Source organism: Nonomuraea sp. NPDC047529 (genome assembly GCF_040642995.1).
Classification (GTDB): Bacteria; Actinomycetota; Actinomycetes; order Streptosporangiales; family Streptosporangiaceae; genus Nonomuraea.
This window is the reverse complement of record NZ_JBEYTJ010000028.1, coordinates 125,801-148,186: the sequence shown is the minus strand read 5'-3', so window position 1 is coordinate 148,186 and position 22,386 is coordinate 125,801. Positions and strand designations below refer to the sequence as shown.

The 22,386-nt window shown below is 73.3% G+C and carries 22 protein-coding genes; 14 read left to right on the top strand and 8 right to left on the bottom strand.

The window, feature by feature from the left end; all coding sequences use genetic code 11:
* The 3 genes from ABZ815_RS35415 to ABZ815_RS35405 all read right to left on the bottom strand — a co-directional run.
* Window positions 1–1,517 (bottom strand): HAMP domain-containing protein (locus tag ABZ815_RS35415; RefSeq protein ID WP_357705563.1); only part of this gene is annotated, 1,517 nt, incomplete at its 3' end.
* A gap of 184 nt (window positions 1,518–1,701) precedes the next feature.
* Entirely contained in the window at window positions 1,702–2,076 is a 375-nt protein-coding gene (locus ABZ815_RS35410; RefSeq protein ID WP_357705562.1) for an STAS domain-containing protein, read from the bottom strand.
* Between the two features lie 329 nt (window positions 2,077–2,405).
* A complete protein-coding gene (locus tag ABZ815_RS35405) occupies window positions 2,406–3,383 on the bottom strand; it encodes a helix-turn-helix domain-containing protein (protein ID WP_357705561.1) in 978 nt (325 codons plus the stop codon).
* Between the two features lie 140 nt (window positions 3,384–3,523).
* On the opposite strand from ABZ815_RS35405, the gene ABZ815_RS35400 reads away from it, so the two are divergent.
* Window positions 3,524–4,717 carry an amidohydrolase gene (locus tag ABZ815_RS35400; protein ID WP_357705560.1) on the top strand — a complete coding sequence of 398 codons (1,194 nt, stop codon included), beginning with the start codon at window positions 3,524–3,526 and terminating at the stop codon, window positions 4,715–4,717.
* Window positions 4,718–4,730: 13 nt separating this feature from the next.
* On the opposite strand, the gene ABZ815_RS35395 is transcribed toward ABZ815_RS35400, so the two are convergent.
* Genes ABZ815_RS35395 through ABZ815_RS35385 form a run of 3 tightly spaced genes read right to left on the bottom strand, consistent with a single transcriptional unit; the run spans window position 4,731 to window position 7,700 of the window.
* The gene (locus tag ABZ815_RS35395) at window positions 4,731–5,384 is read right to left on the bottom strand and encodes a GntR family transcriptional regulator (protein WP_357705559.1); all 654 of its coding nucleotides are present in this window, start codon (window positions 5,382–5,384) and stop codon (window positions 4,731–4,733) included.
* Between the two features lie 5 nt (window positions 5,385–5,389).
* Window positions 5,390–6,358, bottom strand: a complete 969-nt coding sequence (locus ABZ815_RS35390) for a LysR substrate-binding domain-containing protein (protein ID WP_357705558.1) — start codon at window positions 6,356–6,358, stop codon at window positions 5,390–5,392.
* 31 nt (window positions 6,359–6,389) lie between these two features.
* A complete protein-coding gene (locus tag ABZ815_RS35385) occupies window positions 6,390–7,700 on the bottom strand; it encodes an MFS transporter (protein ID WP_357705557.1) in 1,311 nt (436 codons plus the stop codon).
* Window positions 7,701–7,873: 173 nt separating this feature from the next.
* On the opposite strand from ABZ815_RS35385, the gene ABZ815_RS35380 reads away from it, so the two are divergent.
* The 7 genes from ABZ815_RS35380 to ABZ815_RS35350 are packed head-to-tail and all read left to right on the top strand — an operon-like array spanning window position 7,874 to window position 14,011.
* A complete protein-coding gene (locus ABZ815_RS35380) occupies window positions 7,874–9,307 on the top strand; it encodes a 2-hydroxymuconic semialdehyde dehydrogenase (RefSeq protein ID WP_357705556.1) in 1,434 nt (477 codons plus the stop codon).
* An 8-nt stretch (window positions 9,308–9,315) separates the two neighbouring features.
* The gene (locus ABZ815_RS35375) at window positions 9,316–10,125 is read left to right on the top strand and encodes a fumarylacetoacetate hydrolase family protein (protein WP_357705555.1); all 810 of its coding nucleotides are present in this window, start codon (window positions 9,316–9,318) and stop codon (window positions 10,123–10,125) included.
* A complete protein-coding gene (locus ABZ815_RS35370; protein ID WP_357705554.1) occupies window positions 10,122–10,868 on the top strand; it encodes a fumarylacetoacetate hydrolase family protein in 747 nt (248 codons plus the stop codon). The genes ABZ815_RS35375 and ABZ815_RS35370 overlap by 4 nt, the downstream gene beginning before the upstream one ends.
* Window positions 10,865–11,293, top strand: coding sequence for a RidA family protein (locus ABZ815_RS35365; RefSeq protein WP_357705553.1), 429 nt, complete (start codon window positions 10,865–10,867; stop codon window positions 11,291–11,293). The genes ABZ815_RS35370 and ABZ815_RS35365 overlap by 4 nt, the downstream gene beginning before the upstream one ends.
* Window positions 11,290–11,832, top strand: a complete 543-nt coding sequence (locus ABZ815_RS35360; RefSeq protein ID WP_357705552.1) for a 3-hydroxyanthranilate 3,4-dioxygenase — start codon at window positions 11,290–11,292, stop codon at window positions 11,830–11,832. The genes ABZ815_RS35365 and ABZ815_RS35360 overlap by 4 nt, the downstream gene beginning before the upstream one ends.
* A 2-nt stretch (window positions 11,833–11,834) precedes the next feature.
* Entirely contained in the window at window positions 11,835–12,812 is a 978-nt protein-coding gene (locus tag ABZ815_RS35355) for an amidohydrolase family protein (protein ID WP_357705570.1), read from the top strand.
* A complete protein-coding gene (locus ABZ815_RS35350) occupies window positions 12,809–14,011 on the top strand; it encodes a carboxylesterase family protein (protein ID WP_357705551.1) in 1,203 nt (400 codons plus the stop codon). The genes ABZ815_RS35355 and ABZ815_RS35350 overlap by 4 nt, the downstream gene beginning before the upstream one ends.
* A gap of 18 nt (window positions 14,012–14,029) precedes the next feature.
* On the opposite strand, the gene ABZ815_RS35345 is transcribed toward ABZ815_RS35350, so the two are convergent.
* Complete coding sequence (locus ABZ815_RS35345) at window positions 14,030–14,464, bottom strand: Lrp/AsnC family transcriptional regulator (protein ID WP_357705569.1); 435 nt, start codon at window positions 14,462–14,464, stop codon at window positions 14,030–14,032.
* A 152-nt stretch (window positions 14,465–14,616) separates the two neighbouring features.
* On the opposite strand from ABZ815_RS35345, the gene ABZ815_RS35340 reads away from it, so the two are divergent.
* Genes ABZ815_RS35340 through ABZ815_RS35325 form a run of 4 tightly spaced genes read left to right on the top strand, consistent with a single transcriptional unit; the run spans window position 14,617 to window position 18,795 of the window.
* Entirely contained in the window at window positions 14,617–15,504 is an 888-nt protein-coding gene (locus ABZ815_RS35340) for a tryptophan 2,3-dioxygenase family protein (RefSeq protein ID WP_357705550.1), read from the top strand.
* Window positions 15,505–15,518: 14 nt separating this feature from the next.
* A complete protein-coding gene (gene kynU / locus ABZ815_RS35335) occupies window positions 15,519–16,784 on the top strand; it encodes a kynureninase (RefSeq protein WP_357705549.1) in 1,266 nt (421 codons plus the stop codon).
* Window positions 16,781–18,106, top strand: a complete 1,326-nt coding sequence (locus tag ABZ815_RS35330) for an NAD(P)/FAD-dependent oxidoreductase (protein ID WP_357705548.1) — start codon at window positions 16,781–16,783, stop codon at window positions 18,104–18,106. Before kynU ends, ABZ815_RS35330 begins: the two co-directional genes overlap by 4 nt.
* A gap of 2 nt (window positions 18,107–18,108) precedes the next feature.
* Window positions 18,109–18,795 carry an alpha/beta hydrolase gene (locus ABZ815_RS35325; RefSeq protein WP_357705547.1) on the top strand — a complete coding sequence of 229 codons (687 nt, stop codon included), beginning with the start codon at window positions 18,109–18,111 and terminating at the stop codon, window positions 18,793–18,795.
* Window positions 18,796–18,835: 40 nt separating this feature from the next.
* Here the strand turns inward: ABZ815_RS35325 and ABZ815_RS35320 are convergent, their stop codons facing one another.
* On the bottom strand, window positions 18,836–20,155 hold the full coding sequence (locus ABZ815_RS35320; protein WP_357705546.1) for a M14 family zinc carboxypeptidase: 1,320 nt from the start codon (window positions 20,153–20,155) through the stop codon (window positions 18,836–18,838).
* A gap of 69 nt (window positions 20,156–20,224) precedes the next feature.
* On the opposite strand from ABZ815_RS35320, the gene ABZ815_RS35315 reads away from it, so the two are divergent.
* Entirely contained in the window at window positions 20,225–20,836 is a 612-nt protein-coding gene (locus ABZ815_RS35315) for a TetR/AcrR family transcriptional regulator (RefSeq protein ID WP_357705545.1), read from the top strand.
* Between the two features lie 63 nt (window positions 20,837–20,899).
* The gene (locus tag ABZ815_RS35310) at window positions 20,900–22,333 is read left to right on the top strand and encodes an MFS transporter (RefSeq protein ID WP_357705544.1); all 1,434 of its coding nucleotides are present in this window, start codon (window positions 20,900–20,902) and stop codon (window positions 22,331–22,333) included.
* The last annotated feature ends 53 nt before the right edge of the window (window positions 22,334–22,386 follow it).

Genomic DNA, 22,386 nt, shown 5'->3' with positions numbered 1-22,386 from the left:
GCGTCGACGTCGATCTTCCTGGTCAGGTCGCCCCTGGCCACCGCGGTGGTGACCTGGGCGATGCTGCGTACCTGGTTGGTCAGGTTGTCGGCCATCGAGTTGACGTTGTCGGTGAGGTCCTTCCAGGTGCCGGCCACGTTCGGGACGCGGGCCTGGCCGCCGAGCTGGCCTTCGGTGCCGACCTCGCGGGCCACGCGGGTGACCTCGTCGGCGAACGCGCTCAGCGTGTCGACCATGGTGTTGATCGTCTGGGCGAGCGCCGCCACCTCGCCCTTGGCCTCGACGGTGATCTTCTGCGACAGGTCGCCGCGGGCGACGGCGGTGGCCACCTGGGCGATGCTGCGCACCTGGCTCGTCAGGTTCGACGCCATGACGTTGACGTTGTCGGTGAGGTCCTTCCACGTGCCCGACACCCCCCGGACGGTCGCCTGACCACCCAGGTTGCCCTCGGTGCCCACCTCACGCGCCACCCGGGTCACCTCGTCGGCGAAGGCCGACAACTGGTCGACCATCGTGTTGATGGTCTCCTTCAGCTCCAGGATCTCCCCACGCGCATCCACCCGGATCTTCTGCGTCAGGTCGCCCTTGGCCACCGCCGTGGTCACCTCGGCGATGCTGCGCACCTGCGCCGTCAGGTTGTCGGCCATCACGTTGACCGACTCCGTCAACGCCTTCCACGTCCCCGACACGCCCTTGACGTCGGCCTGACCGCCCAGCCGCCCGTCCGTGCCCACCTCACGCGCCACCCGCGTCACCTCGTCGGCGAAGGAGGACAGCTGGTCGACCATCGTGTTGAGGGTGTTCTTCAGCTCCAGGATCTCCCCCCGGGCCGACACCGTGATCCGCTGCGACAGGTCACCCCGCGCCACCGCCGTGGCCACCTGGGAGATGTTGCGCACCTGGTCGGTCAGGTTCCCGGCCATGAAGTTCACCGAGTCGGTCAGGTCACGCCAGGTGCCGGCCACGCCCTCCACCTCGGCCTGACCACCCAGCTGCCCCTCGGTGCCCACCTCACGCGCCACCCGCGTCACCTCGTCGGCGAAGGAGGACAGCTGGTCGACCATCGTGTTGACGGTGTTCTTCAGCTCCAGGATCTCCCCGCGCGCGTGCACGGTGATCTTCTGCGACAGGTCGCCCCGCGCCACCGCCGTGGTCACCTGCGCGATGCTGCGCACCTGATCGGTCAGGTTCCCGGCCATCGCGTTGACCGACTCGGTCAGGTCCTTCCAGGTGCCCGACACCGACGGCACGTCGGCCTGGCCGCCCAGCCGCCCGTCGGTGCCCACCTCACGGGCCACCCGGGTCACCTCGGAGGTGAACAACGACAGCTGGTCGACCATGCCGTTGAACACCGAGGCGATCTCACCGAGCAGCCCGTCGGCGTCCTCGGGCAGACGGGTGCGGAAGTCGCCGTCCCGGACCGCCGTCAGCCCGCCGAGCAGCTGACGCAGCCGAAGCTCGTCGACCTCGGCACCCCCGGACGCGCTACGGGAGCCACCGGTCATCGCTTCGCTCATGTCACCCTCGTGTCCTACGACGTTGTCAGGACTGTCCTGCGACGACCTCGCGAACGGCCCCCATCAGGAGACCATGAGCGAGGTCATTGACGGGACAATCGTGGTTGTTGTCCATCCGGATTCTAGAACCGGCGCCCGTGATCTTCATCCCTGTCCGCTGACATGCGGCGCGGACGCGGGACGGTCACGACGACTCGCGGAGGTCGTCGGGGCGCGGCGCGCCCATCGCCGCCACGGCGTCGCCGACGTCTTCGTGCACGGTCAGCGAGGACCACACGCCGGTGACCTTCAGCACGCGCTCGGGCAGTTCCTGCACGGCGGCGAGGCGGAGCACGCCGCCCTGTTCGAGCACGGCGGCGTTGAGGCGTAACAGTATGTGCAGGCCACGGCTGTCCATGAAGGTCAGGCCGCCCAGGTCGAGCACCACTCCCGCCCCGGGCCGCCGGCGCCGCTCGGTGAAGGACTCCAGCCGCGGTGAGTTGGAGGAGTCGAGCTCGCCCGTCACGGTCACCAGCACGCCACCGGGCAGGTCGCGGCCGGTCAGGGTCAGCGGGGTCACGGTGCCTCCGGCCGCCGGGCAGCACAAAAGCCCGTCCGGCCGGAAAGGCAGGCGGACGGGTGCGAAGGCGGACGGAGAAGGTCAGGCATCACGGCCCGGCGATGGGATCGGCTCAGTCACGTGACCGGCGCGGTCGGCCGGCCACCGGAACTGTGCCCGCTCTTGAGCGCCTGGCCTGCGGCTATGGCCTCGCCACGGTCGCGTGGTGCTGCCGCTGTGGCCGGGACTCAATCGCGATCATCTCCTCCCGCGCCGCTGCGATCCGTGCTCGCCTCCAACCCTTGACCCTTCGGCGGTGGCCGGTCAGCACACGAGACGAAGAATCCGGCTCACTCCCGTCCACGGAACGAAACGGGCGAGGGAGAGCCGGTCGCGGCGTGCAGGGTCTCGCCGGGCGCGCAGCCGAAGGCGGCCCGGTAGAGCTGGGCGAACCGCCCGGGGTGGAAGAAGCCCCAGCGGGCGGCGACGGCGGTCACCGTGGTGGCGGGACCGCCGGCCTTCAGCTCGGCGTGCGCGCGGGCCAGCCGGGCCTGGCGCAGGTAGCCCAGGGGGGTGGTGCCCAGGTGCCGGCGGAAGGCGTACTGGAGGGCGCGGGGGGTGACGCGGGCGGCGGTGGCGATCTCGTCGATGCCGATGGGCAGGTCGGCGTGGTCGTCGATGAAGGCCGTGGCGCGGCGCAGCGCCTCGGGACGGGCGCCGGGTGCGGCCGAGGCGTCGGCGTTGGTCGGCAGCGCGGTGAGCACGCTGGCGGCCAGCAGCTGACCGGCGGTGGAGACGACGAGCGGCTCGGCGGTCAGCTCGGGATCGGCCAGCACGTCGTCGCGCAGGTAGGCGAGCGTGCGGCGCAGATGGCGGGCGGCGGCGGGGGAGACCGGACGGTGCCCCACCAGCCGCACCGGCTCGGCCCGGCGGCCGGGCAGCGTGCCGGCCACCTGCTGCAGCAGCGCGGGGTCGAACATGATGATGTCGTAGCGCGAGCGGCGGATCTCGCCGGTGTAGGGCAGGTCGTGCGGGGCGAACAGCACGGTGTCGCCCGGGCCGAAGACGTCCTCCTGGCCGCCGGCGACCTGCTGGGCGATGGTCCCGGACTCGACCGAGCACAGGCACACCTTGCCGAGGGGGTTGACGTCGTAGCTCATCGCGTATTGGAGGTGGAGCTGGTCGATGCTGACCGAGCCCATGACCTGGCGCGAGATCCGGGTGCGGGGGTTCTTCACGTCGGAGCCGATGCGCATCTTGGCATATGCCTTGCTGAGGAACTCCTCGGTCTGGCCGATGTCACGGCTGTCGAAGACCTCTGGGCCCATCGGATCACCTCTTTCCTGTCGGGGCGACCGCGCGTGCCGCGGCCTGTGCCGATTTTCTCAGTCGGGTACGACAACGGCCGGCGCGGCGGCGACAGGGGCCTCTGCCTGGGGCGATCCGGGTTTGGTATACCATTTTTCGGGTGACTTCCTGGACAATCGCCAACGTGCGCCCCTGGGGCGGCCCGCCCGTGGACCTGACCATCGACGGTACCCGGATCGGCGGCGTGCTCCCAGCCGGGACGGCCCCGCCCGCGGGCGAGGTCGTCGACGGCCGGGGCCTGCTCGCCCTGCCCGGATTCGTCAACGCCCACGCCCACGTCGACAAGAGCTGGTGGGGCCGGCCCTGGGTGTCGTACGGCGGCGTGGCCACCACGCAGGGCCGGATCGAGCACGAGCGCGCGGAACGGGACCGGTACGGCATCCCGGGCGTCGAAGGGACCGTGGCGGTGCTCCGGGAGTTCCTGCGGCACGGCACCACGGCCACCCGCACCCACGTCGACGTCGACCTCGGCGTCGGCCTGCGCGGCATCGAGGCCGTCCGCGAGGCCGCGCAGCGCCTCGGCGGGGCGATCGACGTCGAGATCGTGGCCTTCCCGCAGGACGGCGTCGTCCGCCGGCCGGGCGTGCTCGACCTGCTCGACCAGGCCGCCCGGGCGGGCGCCACCAGCATCGGCGGCATCGACCCCGCGAGCATCGACCGCGACCCGGTCGCCCAGCTCGACGGCCTCTTCGCGATCGCCGAGCGGCGCGGCGTCGGCCTGGACATCCACCTGCACGACGGCGGCGAGCTCGGCGCGTTCCAGTACGAGCTCATCATCGACCGCACGCTCAGGACGGGCCTCCAGGGCAAGGTCACCGTCTCCCACGGCTTCGCCCTCGGCGAGCTGGCCCCCGAACGCCAGTGCGCCCTGCTCGACGACCTCGGCGCGGCGGGCATCTCCTGGGCGACGGTCGCGCCGGTGCGCACCGCGCCCCTTCCGTGGCGGGGCATGGCCGAGCGCGGGATCGGCCTCGGCCTCGGCACCGACGGGATCAGGGACCTGTGGTCGCCGTTCGGCGACGGCGACATGCTGCGCATCGCCCTCGGCTTCGCCCGCCTGCACGGGCTGCGCGCCGACGACGAGCTCACCGCCGCCGTGGAGCTGGCCACGACCAAGGCGGCGCCGTTCGTGCACCGCGACCGGCACGACCTCGTCGCGGGGGCGCGGGCCGACGTCGTCCTCATCGACGCCGAGAACGTGCCGGACGCGCTCGTGCGGGTGCCGGCGCGGGCGCTCGTGGTCGCCGGCGGCCGGGTGGTCGCCCGCGACGGCGAACCGCTCCTGGACGCCTGACGCCCACGCAGGGTCAGGGACGGGCCCGCCGGTCCGCGTGCTCCCTGGTGAGGCGGCCGCTGGTCTCCTCGTGCCGGGCGACCAGCTCGCCGACGCGGGCCACGTCGCGGTCGGCGATCGCCTCGTAGAGCTCACGGTGCTCGTCGGCGACGAGCTGGAGGTCGTCGTACCGGCCGAGCAGCCAGCGCATCCGGCTGCGCAGGACCTGGCCGAGCTCGACCAGCAGGTCGTTGCCCGCGATGGCGGCGGCCGTCTCGTGGAAGTCGGCGGCGGCGCGCCGGGCGCGGATCGCGTCGCCGGCGTCCGCCGCCCGCAGCTCCGCGTCGAGGTCGGCGCGCAGCCGCCGCAGGCCCTCGGCGTCGTGCCGCAGGGCGGCGAGCCGGAAGGTGACGGCCTCGAACGCCGAGCGCACCTCCACCAGGTCGGCGACGTCGCGGGTGCTGAACTCGCGCACCACGGCCCAGGTGCGGGGACGCAACGTCACCAGCCCCTCGGCGGCCAGGGTGGCCAGGGCGTCGCGCACCGGCACCCGGCTCACGCCGAGCTCGGTGGCCAGATCGCGTTCGACGAGCTTGCTGCCCGGCGGGCGGACGCCGTCGAGGATGTCGTCGCGCAGCCGCCGGATGACGCGTACGGACTCGGGCTCGAACCCGGCTCCTGCCATCATGCCCCTCAGTCTCCCACCGGCGCCGCGTCGGACGGGTCGCCCGTCTCGCCGGTGTCGAGGTCGCGGGCCTGCTGCTGGAGGTGGGAGAGCATGACCTTGCCCGCGGGCGTGAGGGCGCGCGCGCCGGGCAGGGTGGCGCCGACCGAGCGGCGCACCGACGGCAGCGGCACCTGGAGTTCGAGGAGCTGGGGGTCGGTCCTGACGAAGAGCGCGGGCAGCGCGGCGATCATGTCCGTGCCGAGCAGCAGGGAGCGGATCGTCAGGATGGAGGTGCACTCGGTGCGGTCGGGCGGCAGCGGCAGCCCGTTGCGGTGGAACACCTGCTCCAGCTCCCGCCGCAGCGAGGTCTGCTCCAGCGGCAGGATCCACGGGTAGGCCAGCAGGTCGGCCAGCGCGTGGGCGTGCGCGGCCGGATGCCCGGCGCGGGCGACCAGCAGCACGGGCTCGTTGTAGAGCGGGAGCTGGCGCAGGTCGGGGCGGTCCTCGATCGGGTTGAGCCGGCCGAGGATCAGGTCGAGGTCGCCGCCGGTGAGCTGGGGGACCAGCGAGTCGAACGTGCCCTCCTTGACGATCACGGTGATGCCCGGCCGTTCGGCCTTCAGGGCGGCGATCGAGCGGGGGAGCAGCACGTTCGTGGCGGCCAGCAGGGTGCCGACGGTGACCGTGCCGGCCGTGCCGTCGGCCAGACCGGCGATGCGCTCGCCCGCGCGGCGCAGTTCGGCCTGCACGGCGCGGGCGTGGTCGATGAACGCCTCGCCGAAGAGGGTGGGCGTGACGCCGCGCGATCCGCGGGTGAACAGCTCCACCCCGAGGATCTGCTCCACCTCCCGCAGCCCCCGGGTCACGGCGGGCTGGGCCAGGTGGAGGTGCTCGGCGGCGCGCAGGACGCCGCCCTGCTCGGCGATGGTGGTCACGAGCACGAGGTGCCTCAGCTTGAGCCGGCCGTTCAGCAGGTCCAGCGGACGAGATATCACGAAACCATCATATGAGCAGGGTGAACCTGCTCTATTTCGCTATGTCGGCGAGGGCCGGCTGGTCGCCCAGGCGTTCGGCGTCGTTGCGGGGGATCAGCAGCGCGGCGACCAGGCTGATGACCGTCACCACGGTCAGGTAGGCGGTGATCGACAGCGAGGTCCCGGTCGAGGCGAACAGCGAGGCCGCCACCAGCGGCGTGATGCCGCCGCCCAGCAGCGAGGCGAGCTGGTAGGCCACCGACGTGCCGGAGTAGCGGATCGCGACCGGGAAGAAGCTGGCGGTCAGCGTGCCCTGCGGCGCGTGCGTCATGGCCAGCACCGCGCCCATCACCAGCATGAACACCACGATCAGCGGCTTGTTGCCGGTGTTGACGACCGGCAGGATCGCCAGGGCGCCGGCCAGCAGCACCACCGAGCCCCAGGCGAAGACCGAACGCAGCCCGTGCCGGTCGCCGAGGTGCGCCCACAGCGGCGCGGTGACCAGCCACACGGCGGCTCCGCCGATCACGCAGCTCAGCAGGAACGTCCGCGACAGGCCGGCCGCGGCCTCGCCGTAGCCGAGGATGTAGACCATGAAGATGTAGGCCAGCGCGCTGTTGCCGATGATCACGCCGATGGTGTGCACCACCTCGCGCCAGTGGTCGCGCAGCACCACCGCGATCGGCAGCTTGACCGGCTTGCGCCGCTCGACCAGGTCGGCGTAGTCGGGGCTCTCCTCGATGCGCAGCCGCAGGTACAGGCCGACCGCCACCAGCACGATGCTGAGCAGGAACGGCACCCGCCAGCCCCAGGCCATGAAGCTCTCCTCGCCCAGCAGCGAGGACGTGCCGAGGAAGACGGCGTTGGCGCAGAGCATGCCCGCCGGGGTGCCCATCATCGGGAACGCCCCGTACAGGCCGCGCCGGCCCTTGGGCGCGTGCTCCATCGTGAGCACCACCGCGCCGCCGAGCTCGCCGCCCAGGCCGATGCCCTGGGCGACGCGCATCACCACGAGCAGCACCGCCGCCCACACGCCCATGCTGTCGTACGTCGGCAGCACGCCGATCAGCGTCGTGCCGATGCCCATGATGAGCAGCGAGACGACGAGCGTGTTGCGCCGCCCGATCCGGTCGCCGAAGTGGCCGAAGACGATGCCGCCGAGCGGGCGGGCCAGGAATCCCACGGTCATGGTGCCGAAGGAGGCGATGGATCCGGCGACCGGGTCCATGGCGGGGAAGAACTGCTTGTTGAAGACGAGGGCCGCGGCGGTGCCGTAGAGGAAGAAGTCGTACCACTCGATGGCGGTGCCGATGAAGGCGGCCCGCGTGACGCGGCGGGCGGCCAGACGGCGATCTGTGTCCATCACTCTGTGCCTTCCGGATATGGGTACGGAAGAGGATGCACGCTGGTGGTATGCCAGAACGAATACCGATTCGGTTGAGAGGCATAGCAGAACTGACATATAACGAAATAAGGATGGCCAGGCGACATTTCGGTATTGGACTGTTATGGCGGGCAATCTGGAGAATGTCGGCCATGAAGCCCGCGCACTACGTCAACGGCGTCTTCACGACGGCGGGGACGGACTTCCCCCTCATCTCGCCCGTCGACGGACGCACCGTCGGGACCGTCCCCGAGGCGTCCCGCGAGACCGTGGACGAGGCCGTCAGGGCCGCCCGCGCCGCGCTCGACGGCCCCTGGGGAACCGCCGGAACCGAGGAGCGGTGCGCGTACCTGCGCCGGATCGCCGACGGCATCGAGGCCAGGTTCGAGGAGTTCGTCGAGGCCGAGGTCGCCGACACCGGCAAGCCGCGCGAGCTGGCCGCGACGGTCGACATCCCGCGCGCCGCCGGCAACTTCCGTGCCTACGCCGACCTCGCCTACGGCCGTCCCGAGCGGGCGTACTCCACCGGCGTCCCGGCCTGGAGCGGCAGCGGGCAGGCGCTCAACTACACCGTGCGCCGCCCGCTCGGCGTGGTCGCCGTCATCTCGCCGTGGAACCTGCCGCTGCTGCTGCTCACCTGGAAGGTCGCGCCCGCCCTGGCCGCGGGCAACGCCGTCGTCGCCAAGCCGTCGGAGGAGACCCCCTCGACCGCCACGCTGCTGGCCGAGGTGATCGACGCGGCGGGCCTGCCGCCGGGCGCGTTCAACCTGGTGCACGGCCACGGCGCGGGGGCGGCCGGCGAGCACCTGACCGCCCACCCCGGCGTGGACGCCATCGCCTTCACCGGCGCCTCGGCCACCGGCAGCGCCATCATGCGCAACGCCGCCGCGCACGTCACCCCGGTCTCCTTCGAGCTGGGCGGCAAGAACCCGGCCCTGGTCTTCGCCGACGCCGACCTGGAGGAGGCCGTCGAGGGCACGATCCGCTCCAGCTTCACCCACTCCGGCCAGATCTGCCTGTGCACCGAACGCGTCTACGTCCAGCGCCCGATCTTCGAGGCGTTCACGCGGGCGCTGGCCGAACGGGCGAGGGAACTGCGCGGCTACGGGCCGATGATCTCGGCGGAGCACCGCGACAAGGTCCTGTCCTACTACCGGCTCGCCGTCGAGGAGGGCGCGACGGTGCTGGCCGGCGGAGGGGTGCCGGAGTTCGGCGACGCCCGCGACGGCGGCTTCCACGTCGAGCCCACCGTGATCACCGGCCTGCCGCCGCACGCCAGGACCGTCCGCGAGGAGGTCTTCGGCCCGATCTGCCACGTGGCGCCGTTCGACGACGAGGACGAGGCCGTCCGGCTGGCCAACGACAGCCCGTACGGACTGGCCGCCACCGTGTGGACCACGGACCTGTCGCGCGCCCACCGCGTGGCGCCCCGGATCCAGGCCGGCATCGTCTGGGTCAACTGCTGGAACCTGCGCGACCTGCGCACCCCGTTCGGCGGCGTGAAGGCCTCCGGCATCGGGCGCGAGGGCGGCGAGTACTCGCTCGACTTCTTCTCCGAGCCCGTCAACGTGTGCGTCAAGATATGAGGACGAAAGTGACAGACAACCATCGCGCCGCCGCCGCGCGGCTGCTGGAGGCGTACGCGTCCGGCAGCCCGTGCGAGCCGGTCCGCGACCTGGTCGACGGCCTGGAGGCGGCCTACGCGGTGCAGAGCCTGCTCACCGAGCGCTGGGTCGGCGAGGGCAGGCGGATCACCGGCCGCAAGGTGGGCCTGACCAGCAAGGCCGTGCAGCGGCAGCTCGGCGTCGGCTCGCCCGACTTCGGCGTGCTGTTCGCCGACATGGCGGTGCCCGACGGCGAGGAGATCCCGGCCGGCGCGGTGCTCCAGCCGCGCGCCGAGGCGGAGGTCGCGCTCGTGCTCGACCGCGACCTGCCGCACGAGCGCCACACGGTCGCCGACGTGATCGCCGCGACGGCGTTCGCGCTGCCCGCCATCGAGGTCGTCGGCAGCCGCATCCGCGACTGGGACATCACCTTGGCCGACACCGTCGCCGACAACGCCTCGGCCGGCCTGTACGTGCTCGGCAACCGCCCGGTCCGGCTGGGCGACGTGGACCTGCGGCTGGCCGGGATGGTCATCGAGCGGCGCGGCGAGCAGGTCTCGACCGGCGTCGGCGCGGCCTGCCTGGGCCACCCGCTGCACGCCGCCGTCTGGCTGGCCGACACGCTGGCCGCGCTCGGCCGTCCGCTCCGGGCGGGCGACACCGTGCTGACCGGGGCGCTCGGCCCCGTCGTCCCGGTGCGGCCGGGCGACGTGCTGGAGGCCCGCATCGACGGGCTCGGCGACGTCCGCGCCGCCTTCGCCGACGAGTCCGCCGCCGACGACGAGAAGGAGGACCGGTGAACGCGCTCGCGCAACGCCTGGACGACGCCACCCTGACCGGCCGCGCCATCCCCCGCCTGACCGACGCGGCCGACCTCGACGTGCCCGCCGCGTACGAGGTGCAGCGCGCCCTGATCGAGCGGCGGCTGGCCCGCGGCGAGCGGATCATCGGCGTCAAGATGGGCTTCACCAGCCGCGCCAAGATGGTCCAGATGGGCGTGGACGACGTCATCTGGGGCCTGCTCACCGACGCCATGCTCGTCGAGTCCCGGCTCGACACCTCCGGCCTGATCCACCCGCGCATCGAGCCGGAGATCGCGTTCCTGCTGGACCGCCCGGTGCGCGGCCCCGCCGACGCGGCCTCGGCCGTCGGCGGCGTCGCGGTCGGGTACGAGGTGCTCGACTCCCGTTACGAGGGCTTCAGCTTCACCCTGCCCGACGTCATCGCCGACAACGCCTCGGCCAGCGGCTTCGGCGTCGGCCCCTGGCGCCGCCCGCAGGACGCCGGCGACCTCGGCAACGTCGGCCTGATCATGGAGATCGACGGACGCCAGGTCGCCGGCGGCTCGTCGGCGGCCATCCTCGGCCACCCGCTGCGCGCCCTGACCGCCGCCGCCCGGCTGACCAGGGCCGCCGGGATCGAGATGGAGGCCGGCTGGATCGTCCTGGCCGGGGCGGCCACGGCGGCCGTGCCGCTGCCCGCCGGGGCGCACGTGCGCGTCGGCGCCGCCGGCCTCGGACATGTGGAGGTGACCACCCGATGAGCGACGACGCGCTGCTGGTCGAGGGCAAGGCCCGGCCCCGCGGCAGGTTCCCGCACGTCAAGCGGGCCGGCGACCTGGTGTTCGTGTCCGGCACCAGCTCCCGCCGCCCCGACGGCTCCTTCGCCGGGGCGAGCGCGGACGAGCTGGGCACCACCAGCCTCGACATCCGCGAGCAGACCAGGGCGGTGATCGAGAACATCGCCGACCTGCTGGCCGCCGCCGGAGGCGGCCTGGACGACGTGGTGAACGTGACCGCGTACCTGGTCAGCATGAACGACTTCGGCGGCTACAACGAGGTCTACGGCGAGTACTTCGACGAGAGCGGCCCGGCCCGCACCACGGTCGCCGTCCACCAGCTCCCGCACCCGCACCTGCTGATCGAGATCTCCTGCACCGCCCTCATCCCGCAAAGGAGTCCGGCATGATCCCCCCCTTCAACCTGAACAAGTGGATCGACGAGCACCAGGACCTGCTCAGGCCGCCGGTCGGCAACGCGCAGATCTGGAAGGACGCCGACCTCATGGTGACGATCGTGGGCGGCCCCAACCAGCGCACCGACTTCCACGACGACCCGATCGAGGAGTTCTTCTACCAGCTCAGGGGCGGTATGGTGCTGCGGGTCATGGAGGAGGAGGGCAAGCCGCCGGTCGACGTGCAGATCGGGGAGGGCGACGTCTTCCTGCTGCCGCCGCACGTGCGGCACTCGCCGCAGCGGCCGGTGCCCGGCTCGATCGGCCTGGTCGTCGAGTTCGCCCGTCCGCAGGGCGCGCTCGACGCCTTCGAGTGGTACTGCGTCAACTGCCACCGCCTGGTCCACCGCGCCGAGGTGCAGCTCCAGTCGATCGTCGACGACCTGCCGCCGGTCTTCCGCGCCTTCCACGAGGGCGACCGCACCTGCCCCCACTGCGGCGCCGAGCACCCCGGCAAGGACTGGCCCGAGCATCTGCGGCCGGTGGTCCGGTGACCATGATCGACGTGCACGCGCACGTCTTCCCGCGGATCAGCCGCGAGGAGGCGAGGATGCTCGCGGGCGCCGGCGAGCCGTGGCTGCGCGACGGCATGATGATGAGCGGCGAGGACGACTACCGCCCGGTCACGCCCGAGCTGTGGGACCCCGAGGCCCGCGTGGCCGCGATGGACCGCACCGGCGTGGACGTCCAGGCGATCTCCTCGACCCCGCTGCTGTTCGGCTACGCGGCCGACCCGGCCCGCGCCGCCGAGTGGTGCGCCATGGTCAACGACCGCGTGCTCGACCACTGCGCGCAGGCCCCCGACCGGCTGCTGCCGCTGTGCCAGGTGCCGCTTCAGGACGTCGCCCTGGCCGCCAGGACCGTCACCGAGGCCAAGGCGGCCGGCCACCGCGGTGTGCACATCGGCAACCACGTCGGCCCGCGCAACCTGGACGACCCCGACATCGTCGCCTTCCTCGCCCACTGCGCCGAGCAGGACATGCCGGTGCTCGTCCACCCCTGGGACATGCTCGGCGCCGACCGCATGCGCGGCCACATGATGCCGTGGCTGGTCGGCATGGCGGCCGAGACCCACCTCGGCATCCTGTCGCTGATGTTGTCCGGGGCGTTCGAGCGGCTGCCGACCTCGCTGCGGCTGTGCTTCTGCCACGGCGGCGGCAGCTTCGCCTACCTGCTGGGACGGGCCGACAACGCCTGGCACCACCGCGACATCGTCCGCGAGCACTCGCCGCGGCCGCCGTCGGCCTACACCGACCGTTTCCACGTGGACTCGGCCGTGTTCGACCCGCGCGCCCTGCGGCTGCTGGTCGAGGTGATGGGGGCCGACCGCGTCATGCTCGGCACCGACTTCCCGTTCCCGCTGGGGGAGCAGGAGCCGGGCGCGGTCGTACGGGCCTGCGCCGAGCTGGACGACGAGGGCCGCGCCGCCGTCCTGGGCGGCAACGCCGCCGCCTTCCTCGGGCTCGCGGGATGACGGTCGCCGACACGCCTCTCGGGGCGCTGCGCGGCGTCCGGGCGGGCGGCGTGAGCACGTTCAAGGGGGTGCGGTACGCCGCGCCCGCCCGCCGCCTCGCCGCGCCGGAGCCCGCGCGCCCCTGGCGGGGCGTCGCGGACGCCCGCACGCCCGGCCCGCCCGCGCCGCAGCGGCCCGGCCGCATGGCGTGGGTGCCGGGCCTGGAGATCGACCCGGCCGCGTCGGCCGAGGACTGCCTGTTCCTCAACGTCTGGACGCCCTCCACCGAGGGACGCCGTCCGGTGCTGGTGTTCCTGCACGGCGGCGCGTTCGTCTTCGGCTCCGGCGACCAGGCGATGTACGACGGCACCGCGCTCGCCCGCGACCACGGCCTGGTCGTGGTGACCGTCAACTACCGGCTCGGCCTGCCGGGCTTCTGGCACGGCGACGGCGTCCCGGCCAACCTGGGCCTGCGTGACCAGATCGCCGCCCTGGAATGGGTGCGCGGCAACATCGCGGCCCTCGGCGGCGACCCGGCCGAAGTCACCCTGGCCGGGCACTCGGCGGGCGGCACCTGCGTGCTGGCCCTGCTGACGTGCGCGCCCGGCCTGTTCGCCAGGGCCGCGGCGATGAGCCCCGTCCCGTACGGGTTCCGCACGCCCGCCCAGGCCGCCGACTGGACCGCGGCGGCCCGCTCGGTGCTCGGCGCGGACCCGTACGCGGACCCGTACGCCGTGCCGCTCGCGGACCTGCTGGCCGCCGAGGAGGCCGCCGTACGCGCCTGCGGCCCGGCCCCGGACGGCCTGCTGCCCGTCGCGCCCGTCGTGGACGGCGACCTGCTGGCCGTCCACCCGATGGAGGCCATCCGCACGGGCGCCGCCGCGCCGGTCCCGCTGCTGGTGACGACCACGGCCGAGGAGACCCGCCTGTTCAGCGCGATCGGCCAGGACGGCCTGGACACCGATGCCGTCTTCACCGGCCCCGCCCAGGAGATCGCCGCGGCTCACCACGGCCCCGCCGGGCACCGGATCTGCGGGCACCGCTCGCCCATGAGCCACGGCGGGATCGAGCTGGGCGCCTGCCACCTGGTGGACGTCCCCCTCTACCTCGGCACCCACGGAACCCCGCTGACCGGCACGGGCCCGCACGTGGACGCGCTGGCACACTCGATGACCACCGACTTCGCCCACTTCTGCCACGGCGCCCCACCCCCCGACTGACCCGCCGGCGGGACACCGTCAGGGGCCGTCGGGGGCGGTGAGGGGGTGGCCGGGGAGAGGGGTTGAGAGGATCATGGTGCTGGACGGCGGCCCGTAGACCGCCAGGCGGTCGATCAGGTCCTCGAAGGCCACCATGGAGACCGCCACGATCCGCAGGATGCTGCACACGTCGCCGGTGACCCGGTGGATCTCGCGCACCTCGGGCCAGCCGGCCACCTCCGGGTCGCGCAGCACGCAGCGTGCGCCGTAGCAGGACATGCGGATGAAGGCCGACACCGGCCAGCCGGCCTGCACCGGGTCGACCGTCGCGTGGTAGCCGGTGATCACCCCCGACTCCTCCAGCTTGCGTACGCGGTCGGCCACCGCGGGCGGGGACAGGTGGATCCGGCGGGACAGCTCCTTGAGGGAGAGCCGGGCGTTGTCCTGGAGCTCGCGCAGCAGCTCCCAGTCCATCTCATCCACGATCAAGCCTTCCGTTCGTAAACCCCAAATCACGATTTATCCCGAAACATAAGCCTATATCGCGATATAGCCGTTCATATGGCATTCCTTCGCCGCCCTCCCGACGCCATCATGGAGGGAAGAACAACGAGAAGGGCAAGCGCGTGGACGCGACGCGACAGTTATCGGCACTGCGGCCGACCACGGCGGAGGAACGCGCCGAACGAGCCAGGACCACCGGCGGCGCCCCCACCCTGGACTTCGAGACCCGCACGCCCTACGACGCCTACGTCCGCACCGACGTGCTGCACGAGTTGCAGCACCCGATGAGCGACGACGCGGGCGAGATGTCGTTCCTGATGATCACTCAGGTGATGGAGCTGTACTTCAAGCTCATCGCCTTCGAACTGCGCAACGCCCAGGAGCGGCTGCGGGCCGACGACGTGTGGGCCGCGCTGGACCCGCTGCGCCGTACCGCGCTGCACCTGGAGGGCCTGAACGCGAGCTGGCGCGGCCTGCGCTGGATGACCCCCGCGGACTTCAACCGCTTCCGGGACGAGCTCGGCGAGGCCAGCGGCCTGCAGTCGGCGATGTACCGGCACGTGGAGTTCCTGCTGGGGCTGAAGAACCCGGCGCTGCTGCGCCCGTTCAGACGCCAGGACAGGACCCACCGCGACCTGCTCAGGACCCTGGAGTCGCCGAGCCTGTGGGACGACGCCATCGCCCTGCTGGCCCGCGACGGCCACGACCTGCCCGGCGAGTTGCTGGAGCGCGACTTCGCCACCGAGCACGAGCCGCACCCGGCCGTCGAGCGGGCCTGGGTCGAGGTGTACCGCGACAGCGGCCCCGGCAACGCGCTGCGGCTGCTCGGCGAGGCGCTGACCGACGTGGCCGAGCTGTTCGGCGACTGGCGGTACGCGCACGTCACCGCGGTCCGCCGGTCGATGGGCGCCAAGCCCGGCAGCGGCGGCTCCAACGGCCTGGCCTGGCTGGAACGCAGCATGGCGCGGGTGGTCTTCCCCGAGCTGTGGTCCGCCCGGACCCACATGTGAAGGGCGGACCCCACGTGACCGACGACCGGAAGCCCGCCGAGCAGGACGCGCTCCGGCGCGACCGCGACGACCCGGGCCACCGCGACCTCTTCCTCATCCCGCCCGCCACCGGCGGCGGCCACCCCGAGTGCGCCTACTTCGCCGGCAACTCCCTGGGCCTCCAGCCCCGGGCGACCGCGGCGGAACTGGCCGAGGACCTCGACGCATGGGCCCGGCTCGGCGTGGAGGGACATCTGGAGGGGGCCCGCCCCTGGCTGCCCTACCACGAGCGGCTCACCGGACCGGCGGCCCGGCTGGTCGGCGCGCTGCCCGAGGAGACCGTGGTGATGAACTCGCTGACGGTCAACCTGCACCTGCTGATGGTCTCGTTCTACCGGCCGCGCGGCGCGCGGACCCGGATCGTCATCGAGGACACCGCGTTCCCCTCCGACAGCTACGCCGTGCGCAGCCAGGCCCGCCTGCACGGCCTCGACCCGGACGAGACGGTGGTCCGGCTGGGCGGCGGCCAGGACGTGCTCGACTTCCTGGCCCGCGAGGGCGACACGGTCGCGCTGGTCCTGCTGGGCGGCGTCAACTACCTGACCGGCGAGCTCCTGGACATCCCGGCGATCACGGCGGCCGGGCGGGCGAGCGGCGCGGCGGTCGGCTGGGACCTCGCGCACGCCGCCGGGAACGTCCCGCTGGAGCTGCACGCGTGGGGGCCGGACTTCGCCGCCTGGTGCTCCTACAAGTACCTCAACTCCGGGCCCGGGGCGCTCGGCGGCGTGTTCGTCCACCAGCGGCACCTGGGCGACCCGGCGCTGCCGCGGCTGGAGGGCTGGTGGAGCACCGAACAGGCGACCCGGTTCGAGATGGCGCCGGTCTCCCGTCCGCCGGCCAGCGCCGACGCCTGGCAGATCTCCAACCCGCCGATCCACGCGATGGGCCCGGTGCGCACCTCGCTCGGCCTGTTCGACCGGATCGGGATGACCGCCCTGCGAGCCCGCAGCGTACGGCTCACCGGATACCTGGAGAGCCTGCTCGACCGGGTCACCCCCACCAGGCCGATCACGGTGATCACGCCGCGCGACCCCGGCCGCCGGGGCTGCCAGCTCTCCCTGCGGGTCGGGCGCGGCGGCGCCGCCGAGCTGACCCGGCGGCTGCGCCACGAGCACGGGGTGATCGCCGACGCCCGCGAGCCGGACGTCGTCCGCCTCGCGCCGACGCCGCTGTACTCCACCTATCACGACTGCTGGCGGGCCGCCGTGGCGCTGGCCGAGTGCGTCGAGGAGGACCGATGAACGTCACCGTGATCGGGGCGGGCCTCACCGGCTGCCTGCTCGCCTGCTACCTGGCCCGCCGCGGCCTGGACGTGACCGTCCACGAACGGCGGCCCGACCCGCGCGCCGGCAACGCGCCGCGCGGCCGGTCGATCAACCTGGCCATCTCCGAACGCGGCCTGGACGCGCTGCGCCGGATCGGCCTGGAGGAGAAGATCATGGCCGACGCGCTCCCGATGCGCGGCCGGATGATCCACCCCGTGCGCGGGCCGCTCGACTTCCAGCCGTACAGCCATGACGGGGTGCGCTCGATCAACTCCATCGGCCGCGGCGCGCTCAACAACACGCTGCTGGACGCCGCCGAGTCCGCGCCGGGCGTGAAGATCTTCTTCGGGCACCGGCTGACCGGCCTCGACCCGGCGACCGGCGCCATGGCCTTCGAGACCGCCGACGGCCCGGTACGCGCGAGGGCCGCCGTCGTGCTCGGCGCCGACGGCGCGAACTCGGCCGTACGGGGACAGTTGCTGGCCCACCGGGGCATCCACGAGAGCCTGGACTTCCTCGGCCACGGCTACAAGGAGCTGACGATCCCGTCCGCGGACGGCGAGTTCGCCCTCGACCCCGGCGCCCTGCACATCTGGCCGCGCGGCACCTCGATGATGATCGCGCTGCCCAACCCCGACCGCTCCTTCACCTGCACGATGTTCTGGCCGACCGGCGGCACGTCGAGCTTCGCCTCCCTGAGCAGCGCGGCGGCGATCGAACGCCACTTCCACGACCACTACCCGGACGTGCCCCCCCTCGCGCCCGGTCTGGTACGGGAGTACCTGGACAATCCGGTCGGCCTGCTCGGCACCGTCCGGTGCGCGCCGTGGCAGGCGGACGGCAGGGTCGGCCTCATCGGCGACGCGGCGCACGCCATCGTGCCCTTCTACGGCCAGGGCGCCAACTGCGGCTTCGAGGACGTGACCGTGCTGGACCGGTGCCTGACCGACACCGACGGCGACTGGGCCCGCGCGCTGCCGCTGTTCGAACGGCGGCGCAGGGACGACACCGACGCGATCGCCGAGATGGCGCTGGCCAACTTCATCGAGATGCGCGACAAGGTCGCCTCCCCGGTCCACCGGCTGACCAAGAGCGTCGAGCACCGGCTCGAACGCGCGCTGCCCGGCCGTTACGTGTCGCGATACGAGCTGGTGTCCTTCTCCACGGTGCCGTACACGCAGGTCAGGCGGCGGGTGCGGCGGCAGCACCTGGCGCTGGCCGGGGCGGGGGCCGCGCTGCTGGCGGCGGGCGCGGCCGGGGTCGCCCGGCTGTGGTCCCGCCGGCCGGCCGGGAGGTGACGGTGGAGAACCGCGCCGTCCTGACCCGCCCGGCCCCCGGTCCCGTCCGCGCCCTGCGGTACGGGCCGGACGCCGACCAGGTGATCGACCTCTGGCCGGACGAGGGGCCCGTGGTGGCGCTGGTCCACGGCGGGTTCTGGCGTCCGGAGTACGACCGGACGCACCTGCGGCCGATGGCCAACGCGCTGCACCGGGCGGGGTACAGCGTGGCCGCCGTCGAGTACCGCCGCAGGCCGGGCGATCCGGCGGCGACGGTCGCGGACCTGCGGGCCGCGGTCGGGCTCCTTCAGCCGTCGGTCGTCGTCGGGCACTCGGCCGGCGGTCACCTCGCCCTGTGCGCCGCGCCGGCCGGGGCGGCCGTCCTCGCCCTGGCTCCCGTCGCCGACCTGCGGCTCGCGGCGCGGCTGGGGCTCGACGGCGGCGCGGTGACCGACTTCCTCGGCGGGCCGCCGGACGACCATCCCGGCCTGGACCCCGTCCGGTTGCCGGCCCCGGCGGGCCCGGTGGTGATCGTGCACGGCACGGCGGACGAGCGCGTCCCCGTCGAGCTCTCGGAGTCGTACGCGGCGGCCCATCCGGCGGCGTCGCTGGTGCGCGTCCCGGGGGCGGGCCACTTCGTGCTCATCGACCCGGAGAGCCGCACCTGGCCGCTGGTCGAGCGGGCGCTGACCGCCCTCCTGCCCGTCTGACCGGCGGCGCCCCGGCCGGGTGCGGCCGGGGCGCCGGGGCTCAGGCCGGGTCCGCCCGCCTGGCGGCGTCCGCCCCGAGCAGCGCCGCGCCGAGCTGCACGGCGACCAGCGAGCGGAGCGGGATCGGCGTGCCCATCGCCTCGGACTCGGCCTCCTCGAACCACTCGTCGAACCGCGCGCCGAGCCGGGCGCGCTCGGCCCGGATGACGGGCGTCAGGTTGCCCGCGGCCAGCTCGGCGTCCAGCATCCGCAGGTAGGTGCCGCAGTACCGCAGCCGCATGGTGTGCACGAGCTGCCGGCCGCCGACCGCCTCGGCCACCGTGGCCGGGCGGTCGGTGCCGGGCAGGGCCTCCCACTCGCTGATGAACTCGTCGTGGGCGCCGACGAAGTCCTCCAGCGCCCGGCGGAAGGGGGACCGCACGGTCAGGTCGCCCTTGGCGCGGGCGAGCGAGGCGGCCAGCTCGCCGATCAGCTCGCGCTGCCCGGCCAGGGAGTCGCGGATCGTCTCGTGGTACTTCTGGCCGGTCGGGGTCTGGTCGGCGACGCGGGGGTCGGCCCAGTAGGGCAGCTCGGCGATCAGGTGCAGGGCGCCGAAGCGCTCGGCGTAGTCGACGCTGCCGCCGCCGATGCCGTACGTGGCGGCGATGTCGGCGCCGCGCGGCGTCAGGTAGGCCGCCGGCGCGATCTGGACGGCGCCCGGCAGCTCCGGCGGGCCCATGTGCAGCGGCAGGCCCTCGGCCGTGGCGATGGCGGTCAGGCGGGCGGCGAGCGCGGGGTCGTTCCGGCTGAGGTAGTAGAACGCGCCCTGGAGCTCCCCGTTGTGCAGGGAGTAGACGAAGGCGGGCCGGACCTCGTCCATCAGCCGCATCAGCGCCTCGGTCTCCGGCAGGGTGCGGTCGAAGAAGTAGTCCTCGCCGGTGAGCGGGAAGGTCCATTCGACCTGGTCGGCCTCGGCGGGGCGATAGAAGTGCTCGGCGTAGGCCCGGCGGTCGCTCGGGCAGGCGTACCAGCCCTCGTTGAGCCGGGCGCCGTCGGGATCGGCGCACGGGATCAGATGCCAGCGGTAGCCGAAGTCCTCGCGCAGCGCGGCGTCCTCGACGAGCAGGCGCAGCAGCGCGCTGACGGTGAGCGCGCCGATGGGCTCGTTGGGATGGGGACCGCCGATGATCACGGCGTCATGGGGGCCGGCGCCGACGTTGGCCACCCGCAGCGGCTCGCCCAGGCGGGACGTGCCGATGCGGCGCAGGCGCACCAGGTCGGGGTGGGCGGCGGCGAGGTCGTCGAGCTCGGCGTGCATCTGGTCCACCGTCGGGAACGCGGTGAAGCCGGGCACGCGGCTCATCTGGGGGGCGACGTCCATCTACGAGCCTCCTGATAATCTGGATTATTCTAGTAAATCAGATTATCGTTACGGCATGCAGGAGACGCCATGCGGCTGACCAGAGCGGAGAGCAAGGCCGCCAACAAGCGCGCGCTGATCGAGGCCGCGCGCGAGATCGTCGGCAGGGACGGCTCGAAGGCGAAGCTGGAGGACATCGCCGAGCTGGCCGGCCTGACCACGGGCGCGGTCTACTCGCTGTTCGGCGGCAAGAACGGGCTGATGGCCGCCATGGTCGACGACTACGTCGGCCCGCTCGACCTGCGCGCGACCGAGGCCGGCGGGCAGAGCGCCCGCCTGGACGAGGTCGTGGCCGAGATCGCCCGCCGCTTCCTGCGCATGTCGGCCGACCCGCAGGCCGCCGGCGGGCTGCTGTTCGAGACCCGCGTGCTCGACCTCGTGCTCAACGACCCCGAGCTGCGCGGCAGGCTCAACACCTCGATCAGCTCGACCGAGGTCGACCTCGCCGCGCTGTTCACCGGCCGCGAGCACGACGGCGCCGCCGTCACGGGCGGGCAGGCGCTGCGCCTGGCCCGCGCGCTGAAGGCCCTGCTGGCCGGGCTCGGCCAGGGCGTCGTGCTCGGCGCCCACGAGGCCGACGAGGAGTTCTTCGTCCAGACCGCCCAGGCGCTGATCACGCCGAAGGTGCTCGGCCCGGCCTAGATCACGGCCGGGGTTCGGGGGGACCACGCGGCCGCACGTCACCCCACCCCGAAAGGCAGAACCATGTCCAGATCCGGCTTCGGCGTCATCGGCGCGCCGGTGTTGTTCATCGGCCTCCTCCAGACCATGGAGATGACGCTCTCGCCCGCGCTCCCGCTCGTCCAGCAGGACCTGGCGGCCTCCCCTGGGGCGCTCGCGTGGATCTTCACCGGCTCGCTGATCAGCGCGGCGATCAGCACTCCCGTCGTCGGCCGCCTGGCCGACATGTACGACAAACGGCGGGTGCTGCTCGCGCTGATGGCGATCAGCGGCGCCGGGGTCCTGCTCGCCGCCCTGGCGCCGAACATCACCGTGCTGATCGCGGGCATGGCGGTCGAGGGCATCTGGCTGGGCGTGCTGCCCCTGACCGTGGGGCTGTTCCGCGACACCCTCACCCCCGAGCGCGCCGCCACCGGCAACGGCCTGGTCATCGGCATCGCCGCGCTGGCCAGCGCCCTCGGCCTCATCCTGGCCGGGCCGATCAGCTCGGCTCTCGGCTACCGGTGGCTGTTCCTGCTCGCCGTGATCGGCGTGGCGGCGGCCTTCGTCCTGGCCTGGTACACGGTTCCGGCCACCCCGCGCGCGGCCGGCGGTCGCGTCGACTGGACGGGCGGGCTGCTGCTCGGCGGCGGCGTGGCCCTGCTCATGCTGGGCCTGACCGCCGCCTCCGCCTGGGGCTGGACGGCCCCGGCCACCCTCGCCCTGTTCGCCGCCGCCGCCCTGACGCTGGGCTCGTGGGCGGTCGTCGAGCTGCGCGTCGCCGACCCGCTCGTGGATCTGCGGCTGCTGGCCGGACGCACCCCGGCCGGGGTGACGGCCATGGGGGTCGTGTTCGGCTTCGCCTCCTTCGGCCTCGTCGTCGCGCTGCCGATGATGCTGGCCGCGCCCGCCGGGACCGGGTACGGCCTGGGCGCCGACACCCTGTGGATCGGGATCTACATGTTCCCCATGGGGATCGCGGGCACCGTGGTCGCGCCGCTGGTCGGGCCGATGACCAGGCTGCTCGGACGGCGTGCCGTGCTGGTGCTCGGCAGCGCGCTCGTCTGCGCCGGGACCGGCGGGCTGGCCCTGTGGCACTCCTCCCCGTGGCAGGTCATGGCCGGGGTGACGGTCATGGGGCTGGGCGGTTCCATCGGCCTGACCGCCGGGCTCAACGCGGTGGCCTCCGACGTGCCCGGCGACCGCTCGGCCGGGGTCAGCGGCGTGGTCTTCGTCGCCAAGAGCATCGGCGGCACGTTCGGCGCGCAGTTGGGCGCCATGGTGCTGGCTTCGGGCGCGGTCGCGGGGGTGCCCACCGAGCAGAGCTTCGTCGACACGTACCTGCTGTCGGCGGCGCTCGGCCTGCTGGCCGTCGCCGCCGCCTTCGTGATCCCCGCCGCCGGGCGGCGGGCACGAGCCGGGGACGCCGCTCCCGCCCCGGCGGCGAAGTCGGCCGTGCGGCCCGGTGAGAGCGCGTGACCGCCAGGACGGCCCTGTGCGGCAGACCAACCACGCGGCCCCCAGGTTTGCCG